The sequence below is a fragment of the Streptomyces sp. NPDC003016 genome (genome assembly GCF_053591455.1).
The window spans coordinates 158,272-183,498 of sequence record NZ_JBSFTV010000007.1 but is presented as its reverse complement, the minus strand read 5'-3'; the positions used below and the strand labels follow the sequence as shown (position 1 = coordinate 183,498).

The following is a 25,227-nucleotide window of genomic DNA, read 5'->3' as shown; positions in this document are numbered from 1 at the left end:
CGTCGCAGCCCGGCGGTCGAACACCCGGGGGCATGACGTCGCCGGAAGTGGGCATCTGGATTTCCTCGGAAGCGGAGGATGCCATGACCATGACGGAAGAACCGGCCGGCTCGAACACGGCGGTTCACGGGTGCGGCTCTTGTCAGGAGGCCGCACCTGGCGCCGGCCCCGCCCCCGAACCGCCGGAGCCGGCGCGCGAGCGGGTCAACCGCCGGTGGAACGAGATCCTGCAGGAGACGAGGGTCGCGCAGACCGGCGTGCAGATCCTCTTCGGTTTTCTGCTCAGCGTGGCCTTCACCCCCCTCTTCCGGGACCTGGGCACGGCCGACCGTGTCATCTACGTGGCCACCGTGGTGCTCGGCGCGTCGGCCACCGGATCGCTGATCGCGCCGGTGTCGATCCACCGCTTCCTGTCCGGGCAGCGCATGAAGGACGAGGTCGTGGAGGCCGCGAGCCGGCTGATGATGTGCGGCATAGTGCTGCTCGCACTGACCATCGGCTGCACGCTCCTGCTGATACTCCGCGTGGTGCTGCCCAGCATCCTCGCCGAGGTCATGGCCGGCGGCGTGATGCTGTGGTTCGCCCTCTGCTGGTACGTGCTCCCGCTGCGGCTCCGCCGCCGCTCCGCCGCCCAGCGCGGCGACACGTAGCGCGCCGGTCCGGCGCGGCTGCCCCCGTGCGCCTCCCGTGATCACGTGTGGGTATCGAATCGCGCCGCGCCCTGTTCCCGCCCCTCCCCCGTGAAGATCATTCTCCCAGGCCCCCACCCGTGGAGGCGGTACGAGAGCAGGGGCTGATGAGCAGACGTTTCACGCTGGCGGGTGCGGGCGCCCTGGGGGCAGCCGTCGTGGCGGTCGGCGTGGCGGTCGGCGTCTGGCTGACCTGGTTCCGGCCGCCCTACAGCCTGGCCGGCTCCCCGTCGGTCGACGTCACCGTGCGGGCCCAGAAGTCGGAGTATCCGGACGTCGCGGAGACCGCGGAGGACGTCGACCCGCTCGTACGGGTGTACGTGCAGCGGCTCAAGGCCAAGGACGCCGAAGGGCTGGCACAGCTCTCGGGCCCGGACTTCGACCAGCCTGACGCAGCGGCACGGAAGTTCGTCCGTGAGTACGCCGCGGGCGCGCAAGGCCATGTGGAAGCGACGGTGCTCGAAGGCGCGGTGCCGTACTTCCACGAGGTGGAGCTGGTGTACGAGAAGACGGGAAAGAGGCAGACACTCCTTCTCGTCGAGGATGAGGGAAACTGGTGGGTCGGCCTCGGGGACGGCGATCCGGCGGCGGGCCTCTCCGCGCGCTGAGGAGATTCCCCGGCGCTGTCACTGTCCGCCGTCACCTTTCCCCGGTTTCCCCGGTTTCCCCGGCGCCTTCGCCTTCCCCGGCGGCCGGCAGCGTCTGCGTGATCCGCCACAGGCGGCGCGGCAGGTCGCCCTCCTCGAAGGCGTGGATCTCACGGAACTCCCACCCCTCGGCGAGGGCGTCGGCCAGCTCGCGGTCGAAGAAGTGCACCGCGAACCCGTCGTGCTCGAAGATGCCGTCGCCGTGGACCGTGCCCGCCCCGTAGTGGGCGTCGCCGGTGTGCCGGACGGTGTAGACGAAGGCGCCGCCGGGCCTCAGCACCCTCCGGACCTCGCCCACCAGCGCGTGGATCTCCCGCGTCGTCAGCGCCATGCACAGCAGCATGTGGGCGAAGACGGCGTCCACCGATCCGTCCGGCAGCGGCAGCGGGCGCCGCACGTCGTGGACCATGACGCTCACCGAAGGGCCGAGGCCCGTCTCCGCCGCCCGTTCCTCCAGTTGCTCCAGCCCCGTGGCGCTGAAGTCCGCGGCACGGACGGTGAAGCCGCAGGCGGCGAAGTACAGGGCGTCGCGCCCGTGCCCCGCCCCCAGCTCCAGCACGTCCTGCGCACCGGCCACCCGGAACACCGCGGCGGCATGGAGAGCTGCCGCGGAGGGGGCGTCCCCGTACATCCACGGGTGGTCGGCGTACGTCCGCTGCCACTGTCCGCGCTGTGCGTCGGCCGGTTCACGGCCCTGCTCCGGCATCGTTTCTCCCGTGGGTCCACCGGCGCCCCGCACCGGGGCCGGGTCCAGCGTAGAACCGGGCACCGGCCGTGCCCCGCCCCAGCGGCCCGCGAACCTCCGGCCCCACTCCGAACGGCCCACGGCCCACGGCCGGCGGTCCGAGGCCCGCGCGGAGGTCAGTCCGCGTGGCCGAGTTGCAGGTCGCGCTCGGTCCGTCCGCCGCCGGCGACCTGGAGCACGGTGGCGACCGGCGGGTAGCCCGCGGCGATCACCGTGTACTCGCCGGACGACAGGTCGACGAAGCGGAACGTGCCGTCGGGCCCCGTGGTGAGTGTGTCCACCACGTTGCCCCCGGCGTCGAGCAGCGTCACCCGGGCGTCCTCGACGGGCCGGCCACCGGTCGCGCGTACGGTGCCGCGCAGCATCGCGCCGCCCGCCAGCTCGACGTCCTGCCTGGTCTCCCGCGAGGCCTGCACGCTCACCGGCAGCGCGGCGGGCCGGAACGCGGGCGCGCTCCCGGCCAGGGTGTACTCCCCCGCCACCAGCTCCGTGATCACGTACCCGCCTTCGCGGCCGCTGCGCGTCGACGCGACGACCTCTCCGCGTACGTCGGTGAGCGTCACGGCGGCGCCGGGCACCGGCGTCCCGTCCGCGGTGAGTACGGTCCCGGCGAGGCGGCCCGCGCCACCGAGCACCACATCGAGTTCGACGGGGCGTTCGCCGACGGTGACGGTGACGGCCTGCGGCTGGTGCCCGCCGGCCGCGGCGATCATCACGTACGACCCCGATCCGGCCACGCTCAGCGCGTACCGCCCGTCGTCGCCGCTCGCGCCGCGCCCGACCTGGCGCCCCGACCCGTCGATGAGGGTGAGGGCCGCGCGCGGCACGACGCTGCCGTCGTGGTGCTGGACGGTGCCGCAGACGGGGACGCCCGCCGGGCAGGGGGTGGCGGGGTACGGGCCGCCGGCGCGGGCCGTGGGGATCGTGGAGGGCTCGGCTGCGGGGGCGTTGTGGGACACCAGCGGTTTCTCCTTGAGGAAGCAGGCGATGAGCAGGCCGAGTACGAGCACCGGCACGAGGTAGAGGAAGATCCGCGGCATCGCCTCGGCGTACGCCGCGATGTAGGCGTCGCGCAGCGCGGGCTCCATGGCGTGCACGAGCTGGGGCGTGATGCCCGCCGGATCGGGGAGGCCGGCGCCGGCGGGCAGCCGCTCGGCGAGCCCGTCGGCGAGCCGGTTCGCGAAGAGGGTGCCGAAGACCGCGGCGCCGACGCTGCCGCCGATCTGCCGGAAGTAGGTGTGGGCGCTGGTGGCGGTGCCGAGGTCGGCCGGGGGCACGGAGTTCTGCACGGCGAGGATGAGCACCGGCATGACCAGACCGATGCCCACGCCCAGTACGGCCATCCAGACGCTGTAGTGCAGCCGTGGGGTGTCGGCCTCCAGCCGGGACAGCAGCCACATCCCGAGAACCGAGCACGCGCCGCCGGCGACCGGGTAGACGCGGTAGCGGCCGGTGCGGCTGATGAGCTGCCCCGAGACGATCGAGGCGACGACCACGCCGCCCATCATCGGCAGCATCAGCAGCCCGGACTCCGTCGCGCTGGCGCCGCCGACCATCTGGAGGAAGGTCGGCAGGTAGCTGGCGGCGCCGAAGAGCGCGATGCCGACGACCGCGCCGACGAGTCCGGTGACGGTGAAGACGGAGTCGCGGAACAGCCGCAGCGGCATGAGGGGTTCGGGCGCGTAGTGCTCGACGACGACGAACAGCAGAGTCGTTCCGGCGGCCCCGGCGGCGAGGCCGAGGATGACCCGCGAGTCCCAGGCGTACTCCGTACCGCCCCAACTGGTCAGCAGGACCAGGCAGGTGGACGCGGCGGCGAGCAGCAGCGCGCCGAGTACGTCCAGGCGCGGCCGTACGGCGGGCTTCGGAAGCTTCAGTACGACGGCGATGACGGCCATGGTCACCAGCCCGAACGGGACGTTGATGTAGAAGCACCAGCGCCAGGACGCGTGGTCGGTGAAGAACCCGCCGAGCAGCGGCCCCGCCACCGACGCGAGGCCGAAGGCGGCGCCGATGAGCCCCATGAAGCGGCCGCGGTCCCGCGGCGGCACGATGTCGGCGATGATCGCCTGGACGCCGACCATGAGGCCGCCTGCGCCGATGCCCTGGATGGCGCGGAAGGCGATGAGCTGGTCCATGGTGCGCGACCAGCCGGCCAGCGCCGAGCCGACGACGAAGATGACGACGGCGAACTGGAAGACGCCCTTGCGGCCGAACAGATCGCCCAGTTTTCCGTAGACCGGGAGACCGATCGTGGCGGTGAGCAGATAGGCGGTGATCGCCCACGACATCCGGTCCAGGCCCTGGAGTTCGCCGACGATCTTCGGCAGGGCGGTGGCCACGATCATCTGCTCCAGCGCCGCGAGGAGCAGCGCGAGCATCAGCCCGAAGAAGGCCAGCCGGACGCGGCGCGGGCTGAGGGGCCGGTCCTCGGCCCCTTCGGCGGGCGGGAGTTGGGCTGGGGGCGGCGGCTCAACGGCCCCGGCCGCTGCCGTCTTCGCCAGAGTGGTCCCGCCCACGTACTGCTCCCCTCGTCGCACTGCGCCGCCCTTTTCTCGCATTGCGCGACAAGGGGGAGCAAGCGGGGCGAGTGAGGCGGGAGGCGTACGCGGGCGGCTTCACCCCCGGTGGGAGCCCCTGCGGCGCACAACCGGCGCGCGGGGAAGACCACTCGAACCGGTGACGGGCTACTTCTCGACCTCGGCGGCGAGGTTGGCGAGCAGGACGTCGTAGATCCGGCCGAGGCCCTTGGGCGCGAAGGTCTTCTCGAAGAAGCCGCCGATGCCGCCGGCGCCGTCCCAGACGGTGGTGACGACGGCCTTCGACCTGCCCTCGCCGGCCGGGGTGACGGTCCAGGTGGTGACCATGGACGAGTTGCGGTCCTTCTCGACGAGCTGCCCGTCGGTCGGCTCGGTCACCTCGAGCAGACAGTCGCGGACGCGCTTGCTGGTGGCCTGGAGCTTCCAGTGCACGAGGGTGCCCTCGCCGTCGCCGCCCTCGCGCACCTCGTACTCGGAGAAGTGCTCGGGCAGGAGCTTTCCGCGCGCGCCGCTGTAGTCGGCCAGCGTGTCGAACACCGTCTCCGCATCCGCCGCGATGATCCGCTCCGTGGTGGCCTCGACCTGCGCCATGCCTGTTCCTCCAGCACTTGGGTTTTCAAGGGTGCGGCTTACCCAACCACCTCCGGTGCGGCCGCCCAAAATCGGGACCTCGGCGAAGACGCGCCGGCGGCCCCGCGGCGGGCCCTTCTGCCTGTGCGAGCCGGGGGGCGGCGGCAGAACGAGTCGACAGTCCGCCTGCTGGACGGGGGTATGAGTACCGGCCGTCACGTGAGGCAGACGACGCGGACCGCTGCCGGCGGGCGAAGGGACGTCGCCGCCGCACGCCGGCAGCGCCCGAGTCCCCGTCGGGGCACCGGCCGGTCCGTGGCATCGCCCGGCGGCTCCGCCCGCCCGGCCCTGGTTAAAGTGCGGCCCCATGGACAGCGGCGGCATACACCTGCGGGACATGACCACCGACGACTGCGAGGCCGTCGCCCGCGTGCGGGTGCGGGGGTGGCAGTCGGCGTACGCCGGGATGGTTCCCCAGGCCCACCTCGACGCGATGAGCGTCGAGGAGGACGCCGGGCGGCGGCGCGCGCATCTCGTCGAGAGCGCGGGCGAAGGCGCGGGCCGCGATGTGGTCGCCGAGCGCGACGGCCAGGTGATCGGCTGGGGCTGCTACGGGCCGTACCGCGACGAGGGAGAGCCCACCGCCGACGCCGAGCTGTACGCCCTCTACGTCCTGCCCGGGCACCGCTCGGCCGGCGCCGGCCGCGCCCTGACGGCCGAACTGCTCGCCCGCGCCGCCGCCGACGGCCACCCGCGCATGCTGCTGTGGGTCCTCACGGAGAACGCCCTCGCCCGCCGCTTCTACGAGAAGGCGGGTTTCGTGCCGGACGGCGCCGAGGCGTCCTTCGACGTGCGGGGCGTCGCCGTCCCCGAGACGCGCTACGCGAGGCGGCTGAGCGCGGCGGACGCGGCGGCGGTCAGGCGCGGGTGACCCAGCGCCGCTTCGAGCACCGGACGCGCCCGCGCGTCCCGCAGCTTCCCCAGGCCCTCGACGCAGGCGAGCGCCACCCGCCAGTGGGGGTTCGCGGGGGCGAGCAGCCCGCGCAGGGTGGTGATCAGCGCGGGTACGGTCTCGGGCGCCCGGAGCTCGGTGAGCAGCCGCACCGGGTGCAGGGCGTACGCGGTGCGCAGCGGGTTGGTGGCGAGCGCGGCGGCGGCGCGGGCGGTGCGCGGGTCGCCGAGGCGCGCCAGCGCGTACGCGGCGGTGACGCACCGCTCGGGGTCACGGTGGTTGAGGAGCAGCACCAGCGTCTCGAAGGCCCGCCGGTCACCGGCGCAGCCGAGGCGGAAGGCGGCGGTCTCGCGGGCCCACAGGGGCCGTTCGGCCTCGGTGAGCACCAGGGCGAGCTCGTCCAGGTCCTCGGTGGCGAACAGCCGCTCGTACGGGCCGCCCGCCCCTGCGCCCGCCCCGGCATCCGTCCCCGCGCCCGCCCCGTCCCGTGCCTCGCCCCGCACCCGGTCCATGAGCGACCGCAGCTCCTCGTCCATGGCGTCAGCGTATAAGCGGTAGGGACACACCGGGCGTCCCAGATCACATCTCGCCGGGTCCCTCCAGGTCTGGCGCGCTCGTTACTGGCCGGTTACCCTCAAGTGAGCGGGCCACCCCCCGCTGATTGATCACCTCATGGCGGCCTGGTGACGCAGCCGCCCCGAGTGCTTTGTCGGTTCGGTGTTTTCCTCCGCGACGTGACTCCGGGACAGAGTCCGTCGGCCCCCGCACTACGACCTGTGCTTTCCGCACGCGATTCGCGACTTCCCCGCGCCGTGCGCCCCTCAGTCGTCACTCATTCTCTGGAGTCCCGTGATGGACATCCCTCTCCGTACTGTCGGCGTGATCGGTCTCGGCACCATGGGCACCGGCATCGCCGAGGTCCTCGCCCGCGCCGGCCGCGAAGTCATCGGCGTCGACATCAGCGAAGCGGCCGCCCGGCAGGCCGTCTCCTCCCTCGAAGCCTCCACCGCCCGCGCGGTGGAGCGTGGGCGCATGACCGGCGAGGAGCGGCGCGACGCCCTCGCCCGTTTCCGTACCTTCTCCGACCTCCAGGCCGTCGCGGAGGCCGATCTCGTGATCGAGGTCGTGCCCGAGTCGTACGAGGCCAAGCAGCAGGTCTTCCGCGCCCTGGACGCCGTCGTGCGCCCCACGACGGTCCTGGCGACCGGCACGAACGCGTTGTCCGTGACCCGTCTCGCCGCCGACTCGGCGCGTCCCGAGCGCGTGCTGGGCCTGCACTTCTTCAACCCGGCGCCCGCGATGAAGCTGGTCGAGATCGTCTCCTCGGTGCTCACCGCGCCGCAGGCGGTCGAGGCCGTCACCGCGCTCGCCCGGGATCTGGGCAAGGAGCCGGTCGCGATCGGCGACCGGCCCGGTTTCGTCGCCGACGGCCTGCTCTTCGGCTACCTCAACCAGGCCGCCGCGATGTACGAGGCCAAGTACGCCTCCCGCGAGGACATCGACGCCGCGATGCGGCTGGGCTGCGGCCTGCCGATGGGCCCCCTCGCCCTGCTCGACCTGATCGGTGTCGACACGGCCCGCACCGTCCTGGAGGCGATGTACTCCGAGTCCCACGACCGGCTGCACGCGCCCGCCCCCGTCCTGAAGCAGCTCAGCGAGGCGGGGCTGAACGGGCGCAAGTCGGGCCGCGGCTTCTACACGTACGCGGCGGCCGGCAGCCAGGACGTGGTGCCCGACGCGCTCACCCCCCGGGAGTCCGCGGACGCCGCCGTCGGGCGGCCGGTGCGGTCGGTGGGGGTCGCCGGCTCCGGGACCATGGCGTCCGGCATCGCGGAGGTGTTCGCGAAGGCCGGGTACGGCGTGGTGCTCGCGGCCCGGAGCCAGGAGAAGGCGGAGAAGGCGAAGGCCCGTATCGCCAAGTCCCTTTCCCGCTCTGTCGACAAGGGCCGGATGACGGCCGAGGCGCGCGAGGAGGCCCTGGGCAGGGTCGCTCCCGCCGACTCGCTCGATGCGTTCGCCGACGTCGATCTGGCGGTGGAGGCGGTCGCGGAGGACCTGGAGGTCAAGCAGCAGCTCTTCGCGACGCTCGACAAGGTCTGCAAGCCGGGCGCGGTGCTCGCCACGACCACGTCCTCGCTGCCCGTCGTCGCCTGCGCCCGCGCGACCTCGCGCCCCCAGGACGTCGTCGGGATGCACTTCTTCAACCCGGCGCCCGCGATGAAGCTGGTCGAGGTGGTCCGTACCGTCCTCACCTCGGACGAGGTCCACGCGACCGTCCGCGAGGTGTGCGGGAAGATCCGCAAGCACCCCGTGGACTGCGGCGACCGGGCCGGGTTCATCGTGAACGCGCTGCTCTTCCCGTACCTGAACAACGCGGTCAAGATGGTCGAGCAGCACTACGCGTCGCTGGACGACATCGACGCCGCGATGAAGCTGGGCGGCGGTTACCCGATGGGCCCCTTCGAGCTCCTCGACGTGGTCGGCCTCGACGTCTCCCTCGCCATCGAGCGGGTCCTGCACCGCGAGTTCCGCGACCCGGGCCTGGCCCCGGCGCCGCTGCTCGAACACCTGGTGGCGGCCGGCTGCCTCGGCCGCAAGACGGGACGCGGCTTCCGGGAGTATGCCGGGCGCTGAGCAGGAGGGTGTGACCGGATGGGGCGGACTGCTGGAGCCGGCCGGCGGTCCGCACCCACAGGCGCGCTCTCCTGCGCAGATGCAGTACGTTCGGAGCATGTCCGAGCCCGCTGACTCCCCCCGACGGCCGTCCCGTACGAGCTCCGCGTCCGACGCGCCCGAAAGCTCCGCGGGCAGCCGCGCGGCGGCTCAGCGGCTCAAGATGCGCCGTGAGCTGTCGGCCGCGGCGATGGAGCTGTTCGCGACGAAGGGGTACGAGGCGACGACCGTCGACGAGATCGCCGCCGCCGGCGGGGTCGCCCGCCGGACCTTCTTCCGGCACTTCCGCTCCAAGGAAGAGGCGATCTTCCCGGACCACGACGACACGCTGGTGCGCGCCGAGGCGGTCCTCAACGCGGCGTCCCCGCACGAGCACCCGCTCGACACCGTCTGCCGGGGCATCAAGGAAGTCATGCGGATGTACGCGGCGTCCCCCGCGGTCTCCGTCGCCCGCTACAAGCTCACCCGTGAGGTCCCCACGCTCCGCGAGGCGGAGATCGCCTCGGTGGCCCGCTACGAGCGGCTGTTCACGCGCTACCTGCTGGGCCACTTCGACGAGCACGACCACCACGACGACAACGACGACCCGCTGCTGGCGGAGGTGGCCGCCTCCGCCGTGGTGACGGCCCACAACCACGTACTGCGGCGGTGGCTGCGGGCGGGCGGCCAGGGCGACGTGGAGGCGCAGCTGGACCACGCGTTCTCGATCGTCCGCGACACCTTCGGCACCGGCATCGGCGCGGGCCGCTCGACGGCCCGCCCGAAGCCGGCGCAGTCGGCGTCGGCCTCGGTGAACGGTGACGTGCTGGTGGCGGTGGCCCGCACGGACGCGCCCCTGGACGAGGTCATGCGCACGATCGAGCGAGCACTCAAGCAGAACTGACCAGGCGGCTCCGCCCCTGGACGAAGACGCCGTCCGCCCCCCGTAAGCCGGGAGGCGGGCGGCGTCTTCGCGTGCTGTGATGAAGCCAATCGATCGATCATCGCTCATATGTGACGGCGAGGTGACAAGTGAGAGAAATTGTTGGCACTCAGTGTCTTGTCACGTGGCACGGGGTGTCATACGTTGATGTTGTCCGGGCGGCCGGCGTGCAGTGATCTCCCGTACGCCGGCTGTCCCCGCAAGCCATGTGCCTGCGCGCCCGGACGCCTGCGTCACAGGCAACCTCCCGCGCTACCCGCGCTGCCGAACACCCGCACCACCGCCGAACCGACGGCACACCTCCACAGCAGCACCCCGACGTTTCCCCTCGAAGCGTTGTGGTCAGACAACGCATCCCCTGGCTCTCGACTGCGCTCGAGCAGGGGAGACCCCATCCGCCGGAGGCCCCCCCGTGAAGGAAATCCTGGACGCGATCCAGTCGCAGGACAGCACCGCGGCAGACATCGCCGCCCTGTCCGTCCCCGAGTCGTACCGCGCGGTGACCGTGCACAAGGACGAGGCCGAGATGTTCGCCGGCGTCGCCAGCCGGGACAAGGACCCCCGCAAGTCCCTCCACGTCGAGGACGTGCCGGTGCCCGAGCTCGGGCCGGGCGAGGCCCTGGTCGCGGTCATGGCCAGCTCGGTCAACTACAACTCCGTCTGGACCTCGATCTTCGAGCCGGTGTCGACGTTCGGCTTCCTGGAGCGGTACGGCAGGCTCAGCGACCTGAGCAAGCGCCACGACCTCCCGTACCACGTCATCGGCTCCGACCTCGCGGGCGTCGTCCTGCGCACCGGCCCCGGCGTGAACGCCTGGAAGCCCGGCGACGAGGTCGTCGCGCACTGCCTGTCCGTCGAGCTGGAGTCCTCCGACGGCCACAACGACACGATGCTCGACCCCGAGCAGCGCATCTGGGGCTTCGAGACCAACTTCGGCGGCCTGGCGGAGATCGCACTCGTCAAGTCCAACCAGCTGATGCCCAAGCCCGACCACCTCAGCTGGGAGGAGGCGGCGGCCCCCGGCCTGGTCAACTCGACGGCGTACCGCCAGCTCGTCTCGCGCAACGGCGCCGGCATGAAGCAGGGCGACAACGTGCTGATCTGGGGCGCGAGCGGCGGACTCGGCTCGTACGCCACCCAGTTCGCACTGGCCGGCGGCGCCAACCCGATCTGTGTCGTCTCCAGCGACCAGAAGGCGGACATCTGCCGCGCGATGGGCGCCGAGGCGATCATCGACCGCAGCGCCGAGGGCTACACGTTCTGGAAGGACGAGCACACCCAGGACCCCAAGGAGTGGAAGCGCTTCGGCAAGCGCATCCGCGAGCTCACCGGCGGCGAGGACATCGACATCGTCTTCGAGCACCCCGGCCGCGAGACCTTCGGCGCGTCCGTGTACGTCACCCGCAAGGGCGGCACGATCACCACCTGCGCCTCGACCTCGGGCTACATGCACGAGTACGACAACCGCTACCTGTGGATGTCGCTGAAGCGCATCATCGGCTCGCACTTCGCCAACTACCGCGAGGCGTGGGAGGCCAACCGCCTGATCGCCAAGGGCAGGATCCACCCGACGCTCTCGAAGGTGTACTCGCTGGAGGACACCGGCCAGGCCGCGTACGACGTCCACCGCAACCTGCACCAGGGCAAGGTCGGCGTGCTGGCGCTGGCGCCCCGTGAGGGCCTCGGTGTGCGCAACCACGAGCTGCGCGAGCAGCACATCGACGCCATCAACCGCTTCCGGAACATCTGATGGGCGAGCGTCGGAAGGACCGGCCCTGGCTCATGCGGACGTACGCCGGTCACTCGACCGCCGAGGCGTCCAACGAGCTGTACCGCAACAACCTCGCCAAGGGCCAGACCGGCCTGTCGGTCGCGTTCGACCTTCCGACGCAGACCGGCTACGACCCCGACCACGTCCTCGCCCGCGGCGAGGTCGGCCGGGTCGGGGTCCCGGTCTCCCATCTCGGTGACATGCGGCGGCTGTTCCAGGACATCCCCCTGGAGCAGATGAACACCTCGATGACCATCAACGCCACCGCCATGTGGCTGCTGGCGATGTACCAGGTGGTGGCGGAGGAGCAGGGCGCCGACATCACCAGGCTCCAGGGGACGACGCAGAACGACATCGTCAAGGAGTACCTGTCGCGCGGGACGCACGTCTTCCCGCCGGTGCCCAGCCTGCGCCTGACGACGGACATGATCACCTACACGGTGAACCACATCCCCAAGTGGAACCCGATCAACATCTGCAGCTACCACCTCCAGGAGGCCGGCGCCACGCCGGTCCAGGAGATCGCGTACGCCATGAGCACGGCGATCGCCGTCCTCGACGCCGTACGCGACAGCGGGCAGGTGGAGCCGGAGAAGTTCGGGGACGTCGTCGCCCGCATCTCCTTCTTCGTGAACGCGGGCGTCCGCTTCGTCGAGGAGATGTGCAAGATGCGGGCCTTCGGCCGCATCTGGGACCAGATCACCCGCGAGCGGTACGGCATCGAGGACGCCAAGCAGCGCCGCTTCCGCTACGGCGTGCAGGTCAACTCCCTGGGTCTGACCGAGGCGCAGCCGGAGAACAACGTCCAGCGCATCGTCCTGGAGATGCTGGCCGTCACCCTCTCCAAGGACGCCCGCGCCCGCGCCGTGCAGCTCCCCGCCTGGAACGAGGCGCTGGGCCTGCCCCGCCCCTGGGACCAGCAGTGGTCGCTGCGCATCCAGCAGGTGCTCGCCCTGGAGAGCGACCTGCTGGAGTACGAGGACATCTTCGCGGGGTCGCACGTCATCGAGGCCAAGGTGGAGGCGCTGGTCGCCGAGTCCTGCGCCGAGATGGACCGCATCGCGGAGATGGGCGGCGCGATGGCGGCCGTCGAGTCCGGCTACCTCAAGTCGCAGCTGGTCTCCTCGCACGCGGAGCGCCGCGCGCGCATCGAGTCGGGCGAGGAGAAGATCGTCGGCGTCAACTGCTACGAGTCGACCGCGCCCAGCCCGCTCACCGCGGATCTGGACGGGGCGATCATGACGGTCGATCCGGCCAACGAGGCCCGCGTCGTCGCCAAGCTCCACGAGTGGCGCGACAACCGCGACGAGGCCCGCGCCTCCGAGGCCCTGGCGGCCCTCAAGAAGGCCGCGGCGGGCACCGGGAACCTGATGGGGCCCACGGTCGAGTGCGCCCGCGCGGGCGTCACCACCGGCGAGTGGTCCTGGGCGCTGCGGGACGTCTTCGGCGAGTTCCGCGCGCCGACGGGCGTGAGCAGCGCCCCGGTCGCGGTCACCGCCGAGGCCGGCACCCCGCTCGCGTACGTACGGGAGAAGGTGGCCCGTACGGCCGGCGAACTCGGCTCGGGACGGCTGCGCCTGCTGGTCGGCAAGCCCGGCCTGGACGGTCACTCCAACGGCGCCGAGCAGATCGCCGTGCGGGCCCGCGACGCGGGCTTCGAGGTGGTCTACCAGGGCATCAGGCTCACCCCCGAGCAGATCGTGAGCGCCGCCCTCGCGGAGGACGTGCACTGCGTCGGTCTGTCCATCCTGTCCGGCTCGCACGCCGAGCTGGTGCCGGACGTTCTCGTGCGCCTGCGCGAGGCGGGCGCCACCGACATTCCGGTGATCGCGGGCGGGATCATCCCGCCGGCGGACGCCGAGGCGCTGCGGGCCGCCGGAGTGGCCGCGGTTTTCACCCCGAAGGACTTCGGCATCACGGAGATCATCGGCCGTATCGTCGACGAGATCCGCACAGCGAACAAGCTCGACCCCCTGGAGGTCTCCGCATGACCACGCCCACGCCCGCCGTCGACCGGCTGCGCCCGCGCCGCTCCTGCCTCGCCGTACCGGGCTCGAACCCGCGCTTCCTGGAGAAGGCCCAGGGCCTGCCGGCCGACCAGGTCTTCCTGGACCTGGAGGACGCGTGCGCGCCGCTCGCCAAGCCCGAGGCCCGGCACACCATCGTGAAGTTCCTCAACGAGGGCGACTGGACGGGCAAGACCAGGGTCGTGCGCGTCAACGACTGGACCACCGAGTGGACGTACCGCGACGTCGTCACGGTGGTGGAGGGCGCGGGCCAGAACCTCGACTGCATCATGCTGCCGAAGGTCCAGGACGCGCAGCAGGTCGTGGCACTGGACCTCCTGCTGACGCAGATCGAGAAGACGATGGGCTTCGAGGTCGGCAAGATCGGCATCGAGGCGCAGATCGAGAACGCCAAGGGCCTGGTCAACGTCGACGCGATCGCGGCCGCCTCGCCGCGCGTCGAGACGATCATCTTCGGCCCGGCCGACTTCATGGCGTCGATCAACATGAAGTCGCTGGTCGTGGGCGAGCAGCCGCCCGGCTACCCGGCGGACGCCTACCACTACATCCTGATGCGCATCCTGATGGCGGCCCGTACGCACAATCTCCAGGCCATCGACGGTCCCTACCTGCAGATCCGCAACCAGGAGGGCTACCGCGCGGTCGCGCAGCGGGCCGCCGCCCTGGGCTTCGACGGCAAGTGGGTGCTGCACCCGGACCAGGTCGCCGCCGCGAACGAGATCTTCTCGCCGTCGCAGGAGGACTTCGACCACGCGGAGCTGATCCTGGACGCGTACGACTACTACACCTCCGAGGCGGGCGGCAAGAAGGGTTCCGCGATGCTCGGTGACGAGATGATCGACGAGGCGAGCCGCAAGATGGCGCTCGTCATCTCCGGCAAGGGACGCGCGGCCGGCATGCGGCGCACCTCCACGTTCGAAGCTCCGGAGGCCTGATCATGCAGTTCGGACGCACGTACGAGGAGTTCGAGGTCGGCGCCGTCTACAAGCACTGGCCCGGGAAGACGGTCACGGAGTACGACGACCACCTCTTCTGCCTGCTGACCATGAACCACCACCCGCTGCACATGGACAGCAACTACGCCGAGAAGACGACCGACTTCGGCAAGAACGTCGTCGTCGGCAACTACATCTACTCGCTGCTGCTCGGCATGTCGGTCCCGGACGTGTCCGGGAAGGCCATCGCCAACCTGGAGGTCGAGTCGCTCAAGCACATCGCGCCGACCTTCCACGGCGACACGATCTACGGCGAGACGACCGTCCTGGACAAGACGCCGTCGAGGTCCAAGAGCGACCGCGGCATCGTCTACGTCGAGACGAAGGGCTACAAGCAGGACGGCACCGTCGTCTGCGTCTTCCGGCGCAAGGTGATGGTCCCGACCGAGACGTACATCAAGGAGCGCGGAAGGGGGTCCCTCCCCGGTCGTTCAGACCTCGGGGGAGAGCAGCCCGGCCGCCCGGAGCCGAAGTCCCAGGAGAAGTAATCATGGCCCGTCTCGCCCAGACCGCCGGTCTGACCGACATCCAGCAGGAGATCCTGGCCACCGTCAGGAACTTCGTCGACAAGGAGATCATCCCTGTCGCGACCGAGCTTGAGCACCGCGACGAGTACCCGACGGAGATCGTCGAGGGTCTCAAGGAGCTGGGGCTCTTCGGACTGATGATCCCCGAGGAGTACGGCGGCCTGGGCGAGTCCCTCCTCACCTACGCGCTGTGCGTCGAGGAGATAGCCCGTGGCTGGATGAGCGTCTCCGGGATCATCAACACCCACTTCATCGTGGCGTACATGCTCAAGCAGCACGGCACCCAGGAGCAGAAGGACACGTTCCTGCCGCGCATGGCGCTGGGCGAGGTGCGCGGCGCGTTCTCGATGTCGGAGCCGGCGCTCGGCTCCGACGTGTCGGCCATCACGTCCAAGGGCGTGAAGGACGGTGACGAGTACGTCCTGAACGGCCAGAAGATGTGGCTGACGAACGGCGGCTCGTCCACGCTCGTCGCGGTGCTGTGCCGCAGTGACGAGGGTCTCCCCGAGGGCACGGCCCCGCACAAGCAGATGACGACCTTCCTGGTGGAGAAGGAACCGGGCTTCGGCGAGGTCCGTCCCGGCCTGACCATCCCCGGGAAGATCGACAAGATGGGCTACAAGGGTGTCGACACCACCGAGCTGATCATGGACGGACTGCGCATTCCGGCCAATCGTGTACTCGGCGGGGCAACCGGCCGAGGGTTTTACCAAATGATGGACGGCGTGGAGGTCGGCCGCGTCAACGTGGCGGCACGTGGTTGCGGTGTCGCGCAGCGCGCATTCGAGCTGGGTGTCTCGTACGCCCAGCAACGTCACACTTTCGGCAAGCCGATCGCCCAGCACCAGGCCATTCAGTTCAAGCTGGCCGAGATGGCTACCAAGGTCGAGGCCGCCCATGCCATGATGGTGAATGCAGCACGCAAAAAGGACTCCGGGGAACGAAACGACCTAGAGGCAGGGATGGCGAAGTACCTCGCCTCCGAATACTGCAAGGAAGTCGTCGAGGACGCCTTCCGTATCCACGGCGGCTACGGGTTCTCGAAGGAGTACGAGATCGAGCGTCTCTACCGCGAGGCGCCGATGCTGCTCATCGGTGAAGGTACCGCCGAGATCCAGAAAATGATCATCGGTCGGCGACTGCTCGAAGAGTACCGGTTCCAGGGCTGATTGCCCCTTTCGGGGGGAAATGGCCGCGAAAAAGATCACACCCTGTCATCGTCTTCAGGCCTCCGACTCGTCTTCTGGCTTGCCCAGTTGCGCCCCGCAACCGCTACCATCGCCGGTAAGCCGCCGTCCCCCTGTTGCCAGCGCGGCATCATCCGCTACGAAGGTCATCCATGCCCCACAGCCAAACCTCTGCATCACGCGACGGCCTCCTCCAGGGACGCCTTGCTCGCGGAGCATCGCCGTGGCTTCTGCCGACCGTCGCCACCGCGGCGCTCAGCCTGGCCCGGGCCCGCAAGTCCGGCCGCTGGGCCGCCGTCGCCGTGCCCACCACCGCGCTCGCGGCGGGCATGCTGTGGTTCTTCCGCGATCCCGAGCGCGAAATCACCCAGGGCCGGGTCATCTCCCCGGCCGACGGAGTGGTGCAGAGCATCATGCCGTGGAAGGACGGGCGTACCCGCGTCGCGATCTTCATGAGCCCGCTGAACGTCCACGTGAACCGCGCGCCCCTCGCGGGCACGGTGACGTCGGTCGAGCACATCCCCGGCGGGTTCGTTCCGGCGTTCAACAAGGAGAGCGAGCACAACGAGCGCGTCGTCTGGCACTTCGACACCGAGCTCGGTGACATCGAGATGGTGCAGATCGCCGGCGCGGTCGCGCGTCGCATCGTTCCGTACGTGCCGCAGGGCACGAAGGTCGAGCAGGGCGAGCGCATCGGCCTGATCCGCTTCGGCTCGCGCGTCGACCTCTACCTCCCCGAGGGTGTAGAGGTCGATGTCGAGGTCGGTCAGGTCACCACCGCGGGGGTGACTCGCATTGACCGTGACTGATCCCGAGACACAGGCCGGCTGGGTGCCGGAGGACGAGACCGACGCCGAGGACATGCCGCTCTCTCTGCGGCTGTCGATAGCGGACACGCTCACCCTCGGCAACGCGACGTGCGGGTTCATGGCGGTGTACTTCACCACCACCGGAATCCTCATCCCGCACCTCCAGGGCAGCCAGGAGACCGGCATGGCGCGGCACAGCGCCGCGACCGCCGTGATCCTGATGCTCCTCGCGGCGATCTTCGACCTCTGCGACGGGCTCGTGGCGCGCAAGCTGCGCAGCTCGCCGATGGGCGCGGAGCTGGACAACCTCTCCGACCTGATCAGCTTCGGGCTCGCCCCGGCCTATTTCGTGCTGGTGTACGGAATGGTCGCGGACGACGCCCACCAGCGGGTTTCGGCACTGGCGGCGATCGTGGTGCTGCTGGCGGTGGTCCTGCGGCTCGCCAGATTCTCCTGCGTGACGCTGAAGGACGGCATGTTCCAGGGCATGCCGAGCCCCTTCGGCGCGCTGACGGTCGTCTCGATCGTGCTGCTGGAGCTCCCCTTCATCCCCACGCTGCTCGCCATCATCGGCGTCGCGTGGCTGATGGTGAGCCGGGTCGAGTACCCGAAGCCGCGGGGCGTCCTCGCTGTGGCGATGCTCGCCTGGATCGTGGGCGCGATGGGCCTGCTGGCGGCCTGGGCGTTCGACGCCCCGGGCGGCCAGGTCCTGCTGGCGACCGGTTGCGCGCTCCAGGTGGTCCTGGGCGCGGTGATCCCGCTCTTCGCGACGGCGCGGCGGGTGAACACGTTCCGCGACAACCGCCGCGTGGCGCGTGCGGCGCAGCTGCCGTAAGCGTCCGGCGTACGTACGACTGCGGGCCCCGGGGATGTCCCCGGGGCCCGCAGTCGTGTGTCTTCCGCGGGGCTGTCAGCCGCCGAGCGTGTAGCTCTTCGCGGCCTCCGAGACCTCCGCTTCCCGCACCACCTTCGTGCCGCCGGTCACGTTCTTGTCCGGCTGGAGGATGACCGTCTGGCGCGAGGACGGTGCCTTCGGGTCGGTGAAGTCGTGCGTGGTGCCGAAGCCCGAGTCGTACGCGTTGATCGTCAGCAGGGCCTCGCCGACGCCCTCCCGGGTCAGGTCCTTCGACGTGCACGCCTTCTTCAGCGCCTCACCGAAGACCGACGCCGCCGTCCAGCCGGCCACCACGCCGTTGTCGAGCGCGTCCGAGGGGTACGCCGCCTTGTAGTCGGCGACGAGCTTCTTGGCGTCCTGCGTGTCCGTGCCGATCGGCTCGGTGGGGTTGGCGACGTAGTAGTTCTTCATCAGTGCCGGTCCCGCCTGGGTCGCGAGCAGCTGCGGGGAGAACGCCGAGTTGTTGCCGATGATCGGCGCCCGGAGTCCGACCGCCGCCGCGACCCCGACGAACGAGGCGGCCTGGCGCGGTCCCGCACTGATGACGACGCCCTTGACCCCGGCCTTCTTGAGCGCGGAGACCTGGGCCGTCATGTCGTTGTCGGTCGGCTTGATCTTCTGCTCGACGATCGTGAGCCCGGCCTGCTCCGCCGCGTACCGCGACCCGGCGAGCGCGTTCTCGCCGTAGTCGCCCTCGAAGTAGACGTGGCCGATCCTGTCGCCCTTCCCGACGCCCTTGTCCTTCATCAGGAAGTCGATCGCGTTGATCGTCTCGACGTCGTACGTACTGCCGATGACGCGGACGTACGGACTGCCGAGCAGCGAGGTGGACCAGGCCTGCGGGATGACGAGGCCCTTGTCCTGGCCGTCGATGCGCTGCTTGACCGCGGCGACGAAGGGCGAGCCGATGAACTGGGTGAAGCCCAGGACCCGCGGTGACAGCTCGGTGTAGCCGGAGACGGCCTTCTGCGGGTCGTAGCCGTGGTCGCGGACCGTGAGTTCGATCTTCCGGCCGCAGATGCCGCCCTCGGCGTTGGTCTTCTTCACGTACAGCTGCTGGGCCTGGGTGACGCTCTTGCCGAGCGAGGCGTAGACGCCCGTCATGTCGGTCAGCGCACCGAGCTTGATCGTCTTGTCCGTGACGCCCTGGCCGGCCTTGACCCCGCCGGCGTCCGCCGTGTCGCCGTTCTCGCCGCCTTCCTTCGTCTTCGAGCTGCACCCGGCCGCCGTCAGAGCGAGCAGCGCGGCGAGCGTGGCGGCAGTGGTCCTGGTGACCTGCTTGCGCGTGGTCATCGTTACTCCCCTGGGGTTGTTGTCTTGCGCCGGAGGGCCGGCCGCACCAGGCCGCCCGGCAGGAAGAGCACCACCGCGACAACGGCGGCGCCGTAGAGGTACCGGGACGCCTCGCCCGGTGCGACCCCGCCCGTACCGGGGGCGGAGACCAGGGGCAGGGCGTCGCTGTACCGGGTGAGGAGCTGGGGCAGCAGGGAGACGAAGACGGCTCCCACCACCGCTCCCGCGACCGAGCCGAGACCGCCGATGACGATCATGGCGAGATATTCGAGGGACAGGATCATGCCGAAGTACTCCGGCACGGTCCGCTGGAAGACCAGCGCGAGCAGGACGCCCGCCAGACCCGCGTACATGGAGGAGAGGACGAACACCCCGGCCCGGTAGCGGGCGACGGGCACCCCCATGACCCCGGCGGCGATGCGGTGGTCGCGGATGGCGTTCATGGCCCGGCCGGGGCGCCCGCGCAGCACGCCGCGGGCGAAGAGGGCGCAGCCGGCCAGGGCGAGCAGGGCGACGTACCAGAGCTTCTCGGCGGAACCGAAGGGCACGGCGGCCACCAGCAGCTCGGACTCGTCGAAGGTGACGCCGAAGAGGCTGAGCGGGGGGACGTCGCGGCCGTTGAAGCCGCCGGTCAGGTCGTGCGCGTTGAAGAGGACGTGCTGGCCGATGAAGATGAGCGCGAGGGTGGCGATGCCGAGGTACGCGCCCTGGAGGCGTCCGGAGATGGGGCTGAAGAGGCCGCCCGCGACCCCGGCCAGCGCCACCGCGAGGACGGCGGCGAGCCAGCTGGGGAGGTTCAGGCCGGTGAGACCGCCGGCGGAGTCCCCGGCGAGGACGCAGTAGCCGTACGCGCCGACGGCGAGGAAGAAGGCGTGGCCCATGGAGAGCTGGCCGGTGGCGCCGGTGAGGAGGTTGAGGCCGATGGCGCCGATGGCGGCGGCCATCGCGAAGAGCCCGGCCTGGAGCCAGAACCGGTCGAGGTAGAAGGGCAGCGCGAGGAGCAGGACCGCTCCGGCGGTCCACAGCGCCGGGCGGCGGAACCGCTTGGCCGGGTCAGACACGGGCCAGCTCCTTCGTACCGAAGAGACCGGCCGGGCGGACCAGCAGGACCGCGACCATGACGAGGTACGGAGCCAGGTCGCCGATGCCGCGCCCGAGGAAGGCGAGGTCGCTCTGGTAGCCGGTGGCGAGCGACTCGGTGATGCCGACGAGGAGGCCGCCGACGAGGGCGCCGGTGGTGGAGTCGAGGCCGCCGAGGATGGCGGCGGGGAACGCCTTCATCGCGGCGAGCGAGGTGGAGCGTTCGAGTCCCGGGGTCGGGAAGACCGTCAGGAAGAGCGCGGCGACGGCGGCGAGTCCGCCCGCCACGGCCCAGGCGCCGAGGGAGACCCGGCCGAGGCGTACGCCCATCAGCGCGGCGGTCTCGGAGTTCTCGGCGGCGGCGCGCATCGCCACGCCCCAGGAGGTGAAGCGGAAGGCGAGCAGGAAGACCGTGATGAGCAGGCCCGCGGCGACGAACGCGGCGATGCGGGTGTGCGCGACGGTCACCCCGCCGACGGTGAGGACGGAGTCGCCCCAGGGGTCGCCCAGGGCGAGGACGTCGGTGCCGATGCGGCGGGTCAGCTCGGTGGTGAGGAGGATGTCGACGCCGATGGTGACGATGGCCAGGACACTGTGGTTGGAGCCCCGGTAGCGGCGCATCACCAGGAACTCGACCGCCGCGCCGACCGCTGCCGCGCCGCCGATCCCGGCGAGCAGGGCGAGCCAGAAACCGATGTCGTCGTGCAGGACGGCGGTGACGTAGCCGCCGGCGAGCAGCAGCGAGGCGTGGGCGAAGTTGACGACCTCGGTGGCACGGAAGATCACGACGAAGCCGAGGGCGATCAGGGCGTAGACGGAACCGATCGAGATCCCGTTGAGGAGGAGTTCGGCGAAGGTGGTCATGAAGCGGCCTCCTCTCCCAGGTAGGCGCGGACGACGGCGGGGTCGGACTGGACGGAGGCGGGCGTTCCGTCGGCGATCAGCCGACCGAAGTCGAGGACGGTCACGGTGTCGGCGAGCCGCATCACCACCCCCATGTCGTGCTCCACCAGCACGATGGAGATACCGAGGCTGTCCCGTACGCCCGCGACGACGGCGGCGGTGGCCCGGCGTTCGTCGGCGGTCATTCCGGCGACCGGCTCGTCGAGGAGCAGGACCTTGGGCTCCATGCACAGGGCGCGGGCGAGCTCGGCGAGCTTCTGCTGCCCGTACGGCAAGGTGCCCGCCGGCCGGGCGAGCTGGTCTTCGAGGCCGACGAACGCGGCGATTTCCCGGACGCGTTCGCGGTGCCCCGCCTCCTCCCGTACGGCGGAGGGGAGCCGCAGCCCGGCGGCGACGAATCCGGTGCGGGTGAGCCGGTGGCGGCCGAGCATCAGGCTGTCCTCGACGGTGACGCCGGGCGGCAGGGCGAGGTTCTGGAAGGTGCGGGCGATCCCGAGGTCCGCGATGCGGTGGGGCGGCAGTCCGGTCAGCTCCCGGCCGCCGAGGCGGACGCTGCCGGAGGTGGCCCGGTACACGCCGGAGAGGACGTTGAAGCAGGTGGACTTGCCGGCGCCGTTGGGTCCGATGACGGCGTGCACGGTTCCCGGCCGTACGGTGAAGCCGATGGCGTCCAGTGCGGTCAGGCCGGCGAACCGCACGGTCAGGTCCCGTACTTCCAGCGTCGGGGCCGCGGTGTTCATCTGCCCTCCCAGACGCTGAGGGTGCGGTGGGCCGCCACCGCCTCGGAGGCGTCGGCGGCGGCGTCCTCGTCGACCACGCCCAGGTAGCGGCGGCGTACCTCGTCGGAGGCGGCGAGCTCGTCGGCGGACCCGGACAGGACGACCTCGCCCACGTCGAGGACGTACGCGTGCGAGGCGAGGCGCAGCGCGATGGCGGCGTTCTGCTCGACGAGCAGTACGGCCGTGCCCTGCGCGTTGATCTCGGTGATCGTCTCGGCGATCCGCTGTGCCATCAGCGGGGCGAGGCCGAGCGAGGGCTCGTCGAGCAGCAGCAGTCTCGGTCCGGCCATCAGCGCCCTGGCGACCGCGAGCATCTGCTGCTCGCCGCCGGAGAGCAGCCCGGCGCGCTGCCCGGCGCGTTCGGCCAGGACCGGGAAGAGCTCGTGGACGCGCCGCAGCGCGGCGGCCTGGGCGGCGCGGTTGCCGGTGGAGCCGAGAGCGCCCGCGCGCAGATTGTCGGCGACCGTCATCCGCGCGAACACCTGGCGCCCTTCCGGTACTTGGCAGAGCCCCGCGGCCACCACCCGGTCGGGGGACAGACCGGTCAGCGGCCGGCCGGCGAAGGCGACCGTGCCCGCGGTGACCGCCCCGCCGTGGAACGACAGCGTGCGCGAGATGGCGCGCAGGAGCGTGGACTTGCCCGCTCCGTTGCTGCCCAGTACGGCGACCACGGCCCCTTCGGGCAGCGTGAGCGACACGTGTCGCAGCGCCCTCACGGGTCCGTATCCCGCCGACAGATCCCGTATTTCCAATGCGGCGCCGGTCATGGCACCCCTTCCTCGGGCCGTTCGGTGGCGCTCACCTCAGCACCGGTCGCCGCCCGCCGTCCACGGATGGCGACCGAACCGCTGCCGGTGACCAGCCACACGTACGACCGGTTGTGCACGCGCACAACACCGCGTGTCAGGGGGTGTCGCAGAGAGCCCCGCTCATGGCACGCTCTCGCCCCATGGGAGGCCGCAGAGTACGGACGGGGCACGACTGGGCGGTGCTGACCGAGGCGTGCACGGCGCTGCTCGACCGGCTGCCGGAGCTGGTGGATCAGCACCTGCGCGAGCTGCACGCGCACTCGGCGCTGTACGCGCAGGTCCTGTCCCAGGACCAGCACTGGCAGGAGACCGAGCAGGCGATGCGGATCGGCATCGAGGCGATCTCCGCGCCGAAGTCGCAGCCGCGCCGCGATCTGGAGTACGCGGAGTGGACGGGCCGGCGCCGGGCCCAGCAGGGCTTTCCGCTGGAGCTGCTGGTGCACTCCTACCGGCAGGCGGGCTATCTGATCTGGGACGCGCTGCTGGAGAGCGCGGAAGGGAGCGGCCCGGAGAAGCTCACGGTGCTGATGCGGGCCGCGTCGACGGTGTTCACGGCGGTGGACGCGGAGACCGCGACCGCGTCGGAGGCGTACCGGGCGACCGAGGCCGAGCTGCGCCACCGTACGGACGAACGGCTGCAGGCGCTTCTCGACGCGCTGTTGGAGGGCAAGGAATCACCGGGGCTGGCGGCCCGCGCGGCGGCCGGTCTCGACCTGCCGGAGCAGGGGCGGTACGCGGTGGTGGTGCTGCGGCTGGAGCGGCGGGACGGGCGCGAGCCGTTTCACCGGCGCATCCAGGGGACCGGGATGCGGTTCATCTGGCGGATGCGTACGGACTGCGAGGTGGGGGTCGTCTCGCTGGGCGAGGAGACGACGCTGGCCGCGCTGTCGGAGCTGCTCGCCGCGCGCTGTCCCGGGCCGGGCGGCATCAGCCCGGTGGTGGACGGTCTCGCCGGGCTGGGCGAGGCCCGGCGGCTGGCGGATCTGGCGCTGCGGACCTGCGCGCCGGACGCGACCGGGATCGTACGGCTGGACGAGCGGATGCCGACGGCCCTGGTGGTCAGCCAGCCGGAGCTGGCGGAGCGGCTGGTGGCGGACGTGTTCGGCACGCTGCTGGAGCTGGACGCGGCGGACCGGGCGGTGCTGCTGGAGACGCTGGACGCGTGGCTGTCGTGCGAGGGGTCGGCGGGGCGGACGGCGGGCCGGCTGTACTGCCACCGCAATACGGTGTTCAACCGGCTGCGCAGGCTTGAGCAGCTGACGTCCCGTTCGCTGTCCCGGCCGCGGGACCTGATCGAGATGACACTGGCGCTGGACGCGTTCCGGCTGTCCGGGGCGTGACGCGGACGGCGGGGGCGGGCCGTGATGCGTGACGCGGGCGGTCCGTCCGCGCCGCCCGCGTCACGCCCCGCGGCGCGTGCCTCCTGCTACGACAGGGTGTCCGCGACCACGGACGCCGCTTCCGCGATCAGTTCGTTGTCGTAGCCGGCGTCTTCCTCGGTGCGGTTCGACATGATCGCCACGACGACGGGGGCGGCGTCGGGGGGCCACACCACGGCGATGTCGTTGCGGGTGCCGTAGGTGCTGCCGGCTCCGGTCTTGTCGCCCACCACCCAGCTCTCGGGCATCCCGGCCCTGATGAGCTCGGCTCCGGTGGTGTTGGCCCGCAGCCACTTCGTGAGCTGCGCGCGTTCGCCCTTGCCGAGGACGTCTCCGAGAACGAACGCGCGCAGGTCGCCGGCGAGCGCACGCGGCGTGCTCGTGTCACGCGTGGCGCCCGGAGTCCACTGGTTCAGCTCCGGCTCGCGGCGCTCCATCCGGGTGACGTCGTCGCCGATCTCCTCGAGTACGGCGTCCAGGCCGTGGGGCCCGCCCAGTCGCTCCAGGAGCAGGTTGGCCGCGGTGTTGTCGCTGAAGCGGACGGCGGCGTCGCACAGCGCGCTCAGGGTCATCCCGGTCCCCACATGCTTCCCGGTCACGGGAGAGTGGGCGGCCAGATCGTCCTTGGAGTACGTGATCACCTGGTCCAGGCCGCTCAGGGAGTGCTCGCGCAGCACGGCACCGGCGGCCAGCGCCTTGAACGTGGAGGCGTAGGCGAACCGTTCGCCGTCGTTGTAGGCCACCTCGCGCCCGGTGCCGGTGTCGACGGCGTAGACGCCCAGCCGCGCATCGAACTTGCGCTCGAGTTCCTTGAAATCGCGGGCGAACGGCTTCGCGTCCGCACTCGGGGTCGTGTTCGGGCTCGCGGCCGCACCCGGCTCCGTCGTCTTCACGGGCGGAGACGACGAGGCCGGGGAGTCGCCCTGGCCGCAGGCCACGAGCGGGACGAGGGCGAGCGTGGCGAGCGCGCCGAGAACGGCGCGCCGGGCACGGGTGTGCTGCATGGTCCAGAACCTCCGGGGCGCCCCGCACACG

At 71.1% G+C, this 25,227-nt stretch carries 23 protein-coding genes; 13 read left to right on the top strand and 10 right to left on the bottom strand.

The window, feature by feature from the left end; genetic code table 11:
* Positions 1 to 83: 83 nt before the first annotated feature.
* Both ACWDZ4_RS08515 and ACWDZ4_RS08510 read left to right on the top strand, forming a co-directional pair.
* Positions 84 to 650: a DUF6328 family protein gene (locus ACWDZ4_RS08515; RefSeq protein WP_451507657.1), complete on the top strand. Its 567-nt coding sequence runs from the start codon at positions 84 to 86 to the stop codon at positions 648 to 650.
* Positions 651 to 796: 146 nt separating this feature from the next.
* On the top strand, positions 797 to 1,297 hold the full coding sequence (locus ACWDZ4_RS08510) for a hypothetical protein (RefSeq protein ID WP_451507656.1): 501 nt from the start codon (positions 797 to 799) through the stop codon (positions 1,295 to 1,297).
* A gap of 31 nt (positions 1,298 to 1,328) precedes the next feature.
* Here the strand turns inward: ACWDZ4_RS08510 and ACWDZ4_RS08505 are convergent, their stop codons facing one another.
* The 3 genes from ACWDZ4_RS08505 to ACWDZ4_RS08495 all read right to left on the bottom strand — a co-directional run bounded on the left by ACWDZ4_RS08505 (position 1,329) and on the right by ACWDZ4_RS08495 (position 5,212).
* A complete protein-coding gene (locus ACWDZ4_RS08505) occupies positions 1,329 to 2,042 on the bottom strand; it encodes a class I SAM-dependent methyltransferase (protein WP_451507655.1) in 714 nt (237 codons plus the stop codon).
* Positions 2,043 to 2,197: 155 nt separating this feature from the next.
* On the bottom strand, positions 2,198 to 4,600 hold the full coding sequence (locus tag ACWDZ4_RS08500) for an MFS transporter (RefSeq protein WP_451507654.1): 2,403 nt from the start codon (positions 4,598 to 4,600) through the stop codon (positions 2,198 to 2,200).
* Positions 4,601 to 4,768: 168 nt separating this feature from the next.
* Positions 4,769 to 5,212, bottom strand: coding sequence for an SRPBCC family protein (locus ACWDZ4_RS08495; RefSeq protein ID WP_451507653.1), 444 nt, complete (start codon positions 5,210 to 5,212; stop codon positions 4,769 to 4,771).
* Between the two features lie 346 nt (positions 5,213 to 5,558).
* Between ACWDZ4_RS08495 and ACWDZ4_RS08490 the strand changes: the two genes are divergently transcribed.
* Complete coding sequence (locus ACWDZ4_RS08490) at positions 5,559 to 6,122, top strand: N-acetyltransferase family protein (protein ID WP_451507652.1); 564 nt, start codon at positions 5,559 to 5,561, stop codon at positions 6,120 to 6,122.
* Here the strand turns inward: ACWDZ4_RS08490 and ACWDZ4_RS08485 are convergent.
* Positions 6,071 to 6,679, bottom strand: coding sequence for a HEAT repeat domain-containing protein (locus tag ACWDZ4_RS08485; RefSeq protein WP_451507651.1), 609 nt, complete (start codon positions 6,677 to 6,679; stop codon positions 6,071 to 6,073). The two genes, ACWDZ4_RS08490 and ACWDZ4_RS08485, sit on opposite strands and share 52 nt — an antisense overlap.
* Before the next feature lie 316 nt (positions 6,680 to 6,995).
* Here ACWDZ4_RS08485 and ACWDZ4_RS08480 point away from each other — a divergent pair, with 316 nt between their 5' ends.
* The 9 genes from ACWDZ4_RS08480 (at position 6,996) to pssA (ending at position 17,889) form a co-directional block, all read left to right on the top strand.
* Entirely contained in the window at positions 6,996 to 8,777 is a 1,782-nt protein-coding gene (locus tag ACWDZ4_RS08480; RefSeq protein ID WP_451507650.1) for a 3-hydroxyacyl-CoA dehydrogenase family protein, read from the top strand.
* A 79-nt stretch (positions 8,778 to 8,856) separates the two neighbouring features.
* On the top strand, positions 8,857 to 9,699 hold the full coding sequence (locus tag ACWDZ4_RS08475; protein WP_451507649.1) for a TetR family transcriptional regulator: 843 nt from the start codon (positions 8,857 to 8,859) through the stop codon (positions 9,697 to 9,699).
* A gap of 451 nt (positions 9,700 to 10,150) precedes the next feature.
* A complete protein-coding gene (gene ccrA, locus ACWDZ4_RS08470; protein ID WP_451507648.1) occupies positions 10,151 to 11,488 on the top strand; it encodes a crotonyl-CoA carboxylase/reductase in 1,338 nt (445 codons plus the stop codon).
* Positions 11,488 to 13,500 carry a protein meaA gene (locus ACWDZ4_RS08465; RefSeq protein WP_451507647.1) on the top strand — a complete coding sequence of 671 codons (2,013 nt, stop codon included), beginning with the start codon at positions 11,488 to 11,490 and terminating at the stop codon, positions 13,498 to 13,500. Before ccrA ends, ACWDZ4_RS08465 begins: the two co-directional genes overlap by 1 nt.
* Positions 13,497 to 14,471: an HpcH/HpaI aldolase/citrate lyase family protein gene (locus tag ACWDZ4_RS08460; RefSeq protein WP_451507646.1), complete on the top strand. Its 975-nt coding sequence runs from the start codon at positions 13,497 to 13,499 to the stop codon at positions 14,469 to 14,471. The genes ACWDZ4_RS08465 and ACWDZ4_RS08460 overlap by 4 nt, the downstream gene beginning before the upstream one ends.
* Positions 14,472 to 14,473: 2 nt before the next feature.
* The gene (locus ACWDZ4_RS08455) at positions 14,474 to 15,019 is read left to right on the top strand and encodes a MaoC family dehydratase (protein ID WP_451507645.1); all 546 of its coding nucleotides are present in this window, start codon (positions 14,474 to 14,476) and stop codon (positions 15,017 to 15,019) included.
* A gap of 2 nt (positions 15,020 to 15,021) precedes the next feature.
* On the top strand, positions 15,022 to 16,227 hold the full coding sequence (locus ACWDZ4_RS08450) for an acyl-CoA dehydrogenase family protein (protein WP_451507644.1): 1,206 nt from the start codon (positions 15,022 to 15,024) through the stop codon (positions 16,225 to 16,227).
* A 170-nt stretch (positions 16,228 to 16,397) separates the two neighbouring features.
* Positions 16,398 to 17,054, top strand: a complete 657-nt coding sequence (locus tag ACWDZ4_RS08445) for a phosphatidylserine decarboxylase (protein ID WP_451507643.1) — start codon at positions 16,398 to 16,400, stop codon at positions 17,052 to 17,054.
* Positions 17,041 to 17,889, top strand: coding sequence for a CDP-diacylglycerol--serine O-phosphatidyltransferase (gene pssA, locus ACWDZ4_RS08440; protein ID WP_451507642.1), 849 nt, complete (start codon positions 17,041 to 17,043; stop codon positions 17,887 to 17,889). The genes ACWDZ4_RS08445 and pssA overlap by 14 nt, the downstream gene beginning before the upstream one ends.
* Before the next feature lie 75 nt (positions 17,890 to 17,964).
* Here the strand turns inward: pssA and ACWDZ4_RS08435 are convergent, their stop codons facing one another.
* The 5 genes from ACWDZ4_RS08435 to ACWDZ4_RS08415 are packed head-to-tail and all read right to left on the bottom strand — an operon-like array spanning position 17,965 to position 22,771.
* Positions 17,965 to 19,242, bottom strand: coding sequence for an ABC transporter substrate-binding protein (locus ACWDZ4_RS08435; RefSeq protein ID WP_451507641.1), 1,278 nt, complete (start codon positions 19,240 to 19,242; stop codon positions 17,965 to 17,967).
* A 2-nt stretch (positions 19,243 to 19,244) separates the two neighbouring features.
* Positions 19,245 to 20,303 carry a branched-chain amino acid ABC transporter permease gene (locus tag ACWDZ4_RS08430; RefSeq protein WP_451507640.1) on the bottom strand — a complete coding sequence of 353 codons (1,059 nt, stop codon included), beginning with the start codon at positions 20,301 to 20,303 and terminating at the stop codon, positions 19,245 to 19,247.
* Positions 20,296 to 21,186, bottom strand: a complete 891-nt coding sequence (locus ACWDZ4_RS08425; RefSeq protein WP_451507639.1) for a branched-chain amino acid ABC transporter permease — start codon at positions 21,184 to 21,186, stop codon at positions 20,296 to 20,298. The genes ACWDZ4_RS08430 and ACWDZ4_RS08425 overlap by 8 nt, the downstream gene beginning before the upstream one ends.
* Positions 21,183 to 21,965, bottom strand: a complete 783-nt coding sequence (locus tag ACWDZ4_RS08420; protein ID WP_451507638.1) for an ABC transporter ATP-binding protein — start codon at positions 21,963 to 21,965, stop codon at positions 21,183 to 21,185. Before ACWDZ4_RS08420 ends, ACWDZ4_RS08425 begins: the two co-directional genes overlap by 4 nt.
* Positions 21,962 to 22,771, bottom strand: a complete 810-nt coding sequence (locus ACWDZ4_RS08415; RefSeq protein ID WP_451507637.1) for an ABC transporter ATP-binding protein — start codon at positions 22,769 to 22,771, stop codon at positions 21,962 to 21,964. The genes ACWDZ4_RS08420 and ACWDZ4_RS08415 overlap by 4 nt, the downstream gene beginning before the upstream one ends.
* Positions 22,772 to 22,953: 182 nt before the next feature.
* Between ACWDZ4_RS08415 and ACWDZ4_RS08410 the strand changes: the two genes are divergently transcribed.
* A complete protein-coding gene (locus ACWDZ4_RS08410) occupies positions 22,954 to 24,153 on the top strand; it encodes a PucR family transcriptional regulator (RefSeq protein ID WP_451507636.1) in 1,200 nt (399 codons plus the stop codon).
* 86 nt (positions 24,154 to 24,239) lie between these two features.
* Here the strand turns inward: ACWDZ4_RS08410 and bla are convergent, their stop codons facing one another.
* Entirely contained in the window at positions 24,240 to 25,196 is a 957-nt protein-coding gene (gene bla, locus ACWDZ4_RS08405; RefSeq protein ID WP_451507635.1) for a class A beta-lactamase, read from the bottom strand.
* Between the last annotated feature and the right edge of the window lie 31 nt (positions 25,197 to 25,227).

Excerpts from the sequence above, each read along its gene's own strand:
- ACWDZ4_RS08515 (WP_451507657.1), top strand. The coding sequence starts at position 84 with ATGACCATGACGGAAGAACCGGCCGGCTCGAACACGGCGGTTCACGGG.
- ACWDZ4_RS08510 (WP_451507656.1), top strand. The coding sequence starts at position 797 with ATGAGCAGACGTTTCACGCTGGCGGGTGCGGGCGCCCTGGGGGCAGCC.
- ACWDZ4_RS08505 (WP_451507655.1), bottom strand. The coding sequence starts at position 2,042 with ATGCCGGAGCAGGGCCGTGAACCGGCCGACGCACAGCGCGGACAGTGG.
- ACWDZ4_RS08495 (WP_451507653.1), bottom strand. The coding sequence starts at position 5,212 with ATGGCGCAGGTCGAGGCCACCACGGAGCGGATCATCGCGGCGGATGCG.
- ACWDZ4_RS08490 (WP_451507652.1), top strand. The coding sequence starts at position 5,559 with ATGGACAGCGGCGGCATACACCTGCGGGACATGACCACCGACGACTGC.
- ACWDZ4_RS08485 (WP_451507651.1), bottom strand. The coding sequence starts at position 6,679 with ATGGACGAGGAGCTGCGGTCGCTCATGGACCGGGTGCGGGGCGAGGCA.
- ACWDZ4_RS08480 (WP_451507650.1), top strand. The coding sequence starts at position 6,996 with ATGGACATCCCTCTCCGTACTGTCGGCGTGATCGGTCTCGGCACCATG.
- ACWDZ4_RS08475 (WP_451507649.1), top strand. The coding sequence starts at position 8,857 with ATGCAGTACGTTCGGAGCATGTCCGAGCCCGCTGACTCCCCCCGACGG.
- ACWDZ4_RS08465 (WP_451507647.1), top strand. The coding sequence starts at position 11,488 with ATGGGCGAGCGTCGGAAGGACCGGCCCTGGCTCATGCGGACGTACGCC.
- ACWDZ4_RS08460 (WP_451507646.1), top strand. The coding sequence starts at position 13,497 with ATGACCACGCCCACGCCCGCCGTCGACCGGCTGCGCCCGCGCCGCTCC.
- ACWDZ4_RS08455 (WP_451507645.1), top strand. The coding sequence starts at position 14,474 with ATGCAGTTCGGACGCACGTACGAGGAGTTCGAGGTCGGCGCCGTCTAC.
- ACWDZ4_RS08450 (WP_451507644.1), top strand. The coding sequence starts at position 15,022 with ATGGCCCGTCTCGCCCAGACCGCCGGTCTGACCGACATCCAGCAGGAG.
- ACWDZ4_RS08445 (WP_451507643.1), top strand. The coding sequence starts at position 16,398 with ATGCCCCACAGCCAAACCTCTGCATCACGCGACGGCCTCCTCCAGGGA.
- ACWDZ4_RS08435 (WP_451507641.1), bottom strand. The coding sequence starts at position 19,242 with ATGACCACGCGCAAGCAGGTCACCAGGACCACTGCCGCCACGCTCGCC.
- ACWDZ4_RS08425 (WP_451507639.1), bottom strand. The coding sequence starts at position 21,186 with ATGACCACCTTCGCCGAACTCCTCCTCAACGGGATCTCGATCGGTTCC.
- ACWDZ4_RS08420 (WP_451507638.1), bottom strand. The coding sequence starts at position 21,965 with ATGAACACCGCGGCCCCGACGCTGGAAGTACGGGACCTGACCGTGCGG.
- ACWDZ4_RS08415 (WP_451507637.1), bottom strand. The coding sequence starts at position 22,771 with ATGACCGGCGCCGCATTGGAAATACGGGATCTGTCGGCGGGATACGGA.
- ACWDZ4_RS08410 (WP_451507636.1), top strand. The coding sequence starts at position 22,954 with ATGGGAGGCCGCAGAGTACGGACGGGGCACGACTGGGCGGTGCTGACC.
- bla (WP_451507635.1), bottom strand. The coding sequence starts at position 25,196 with ATGCAGCACACCCGTGCCCGGCGCGCCGTTCTCGGCGCGCTCGCCACG.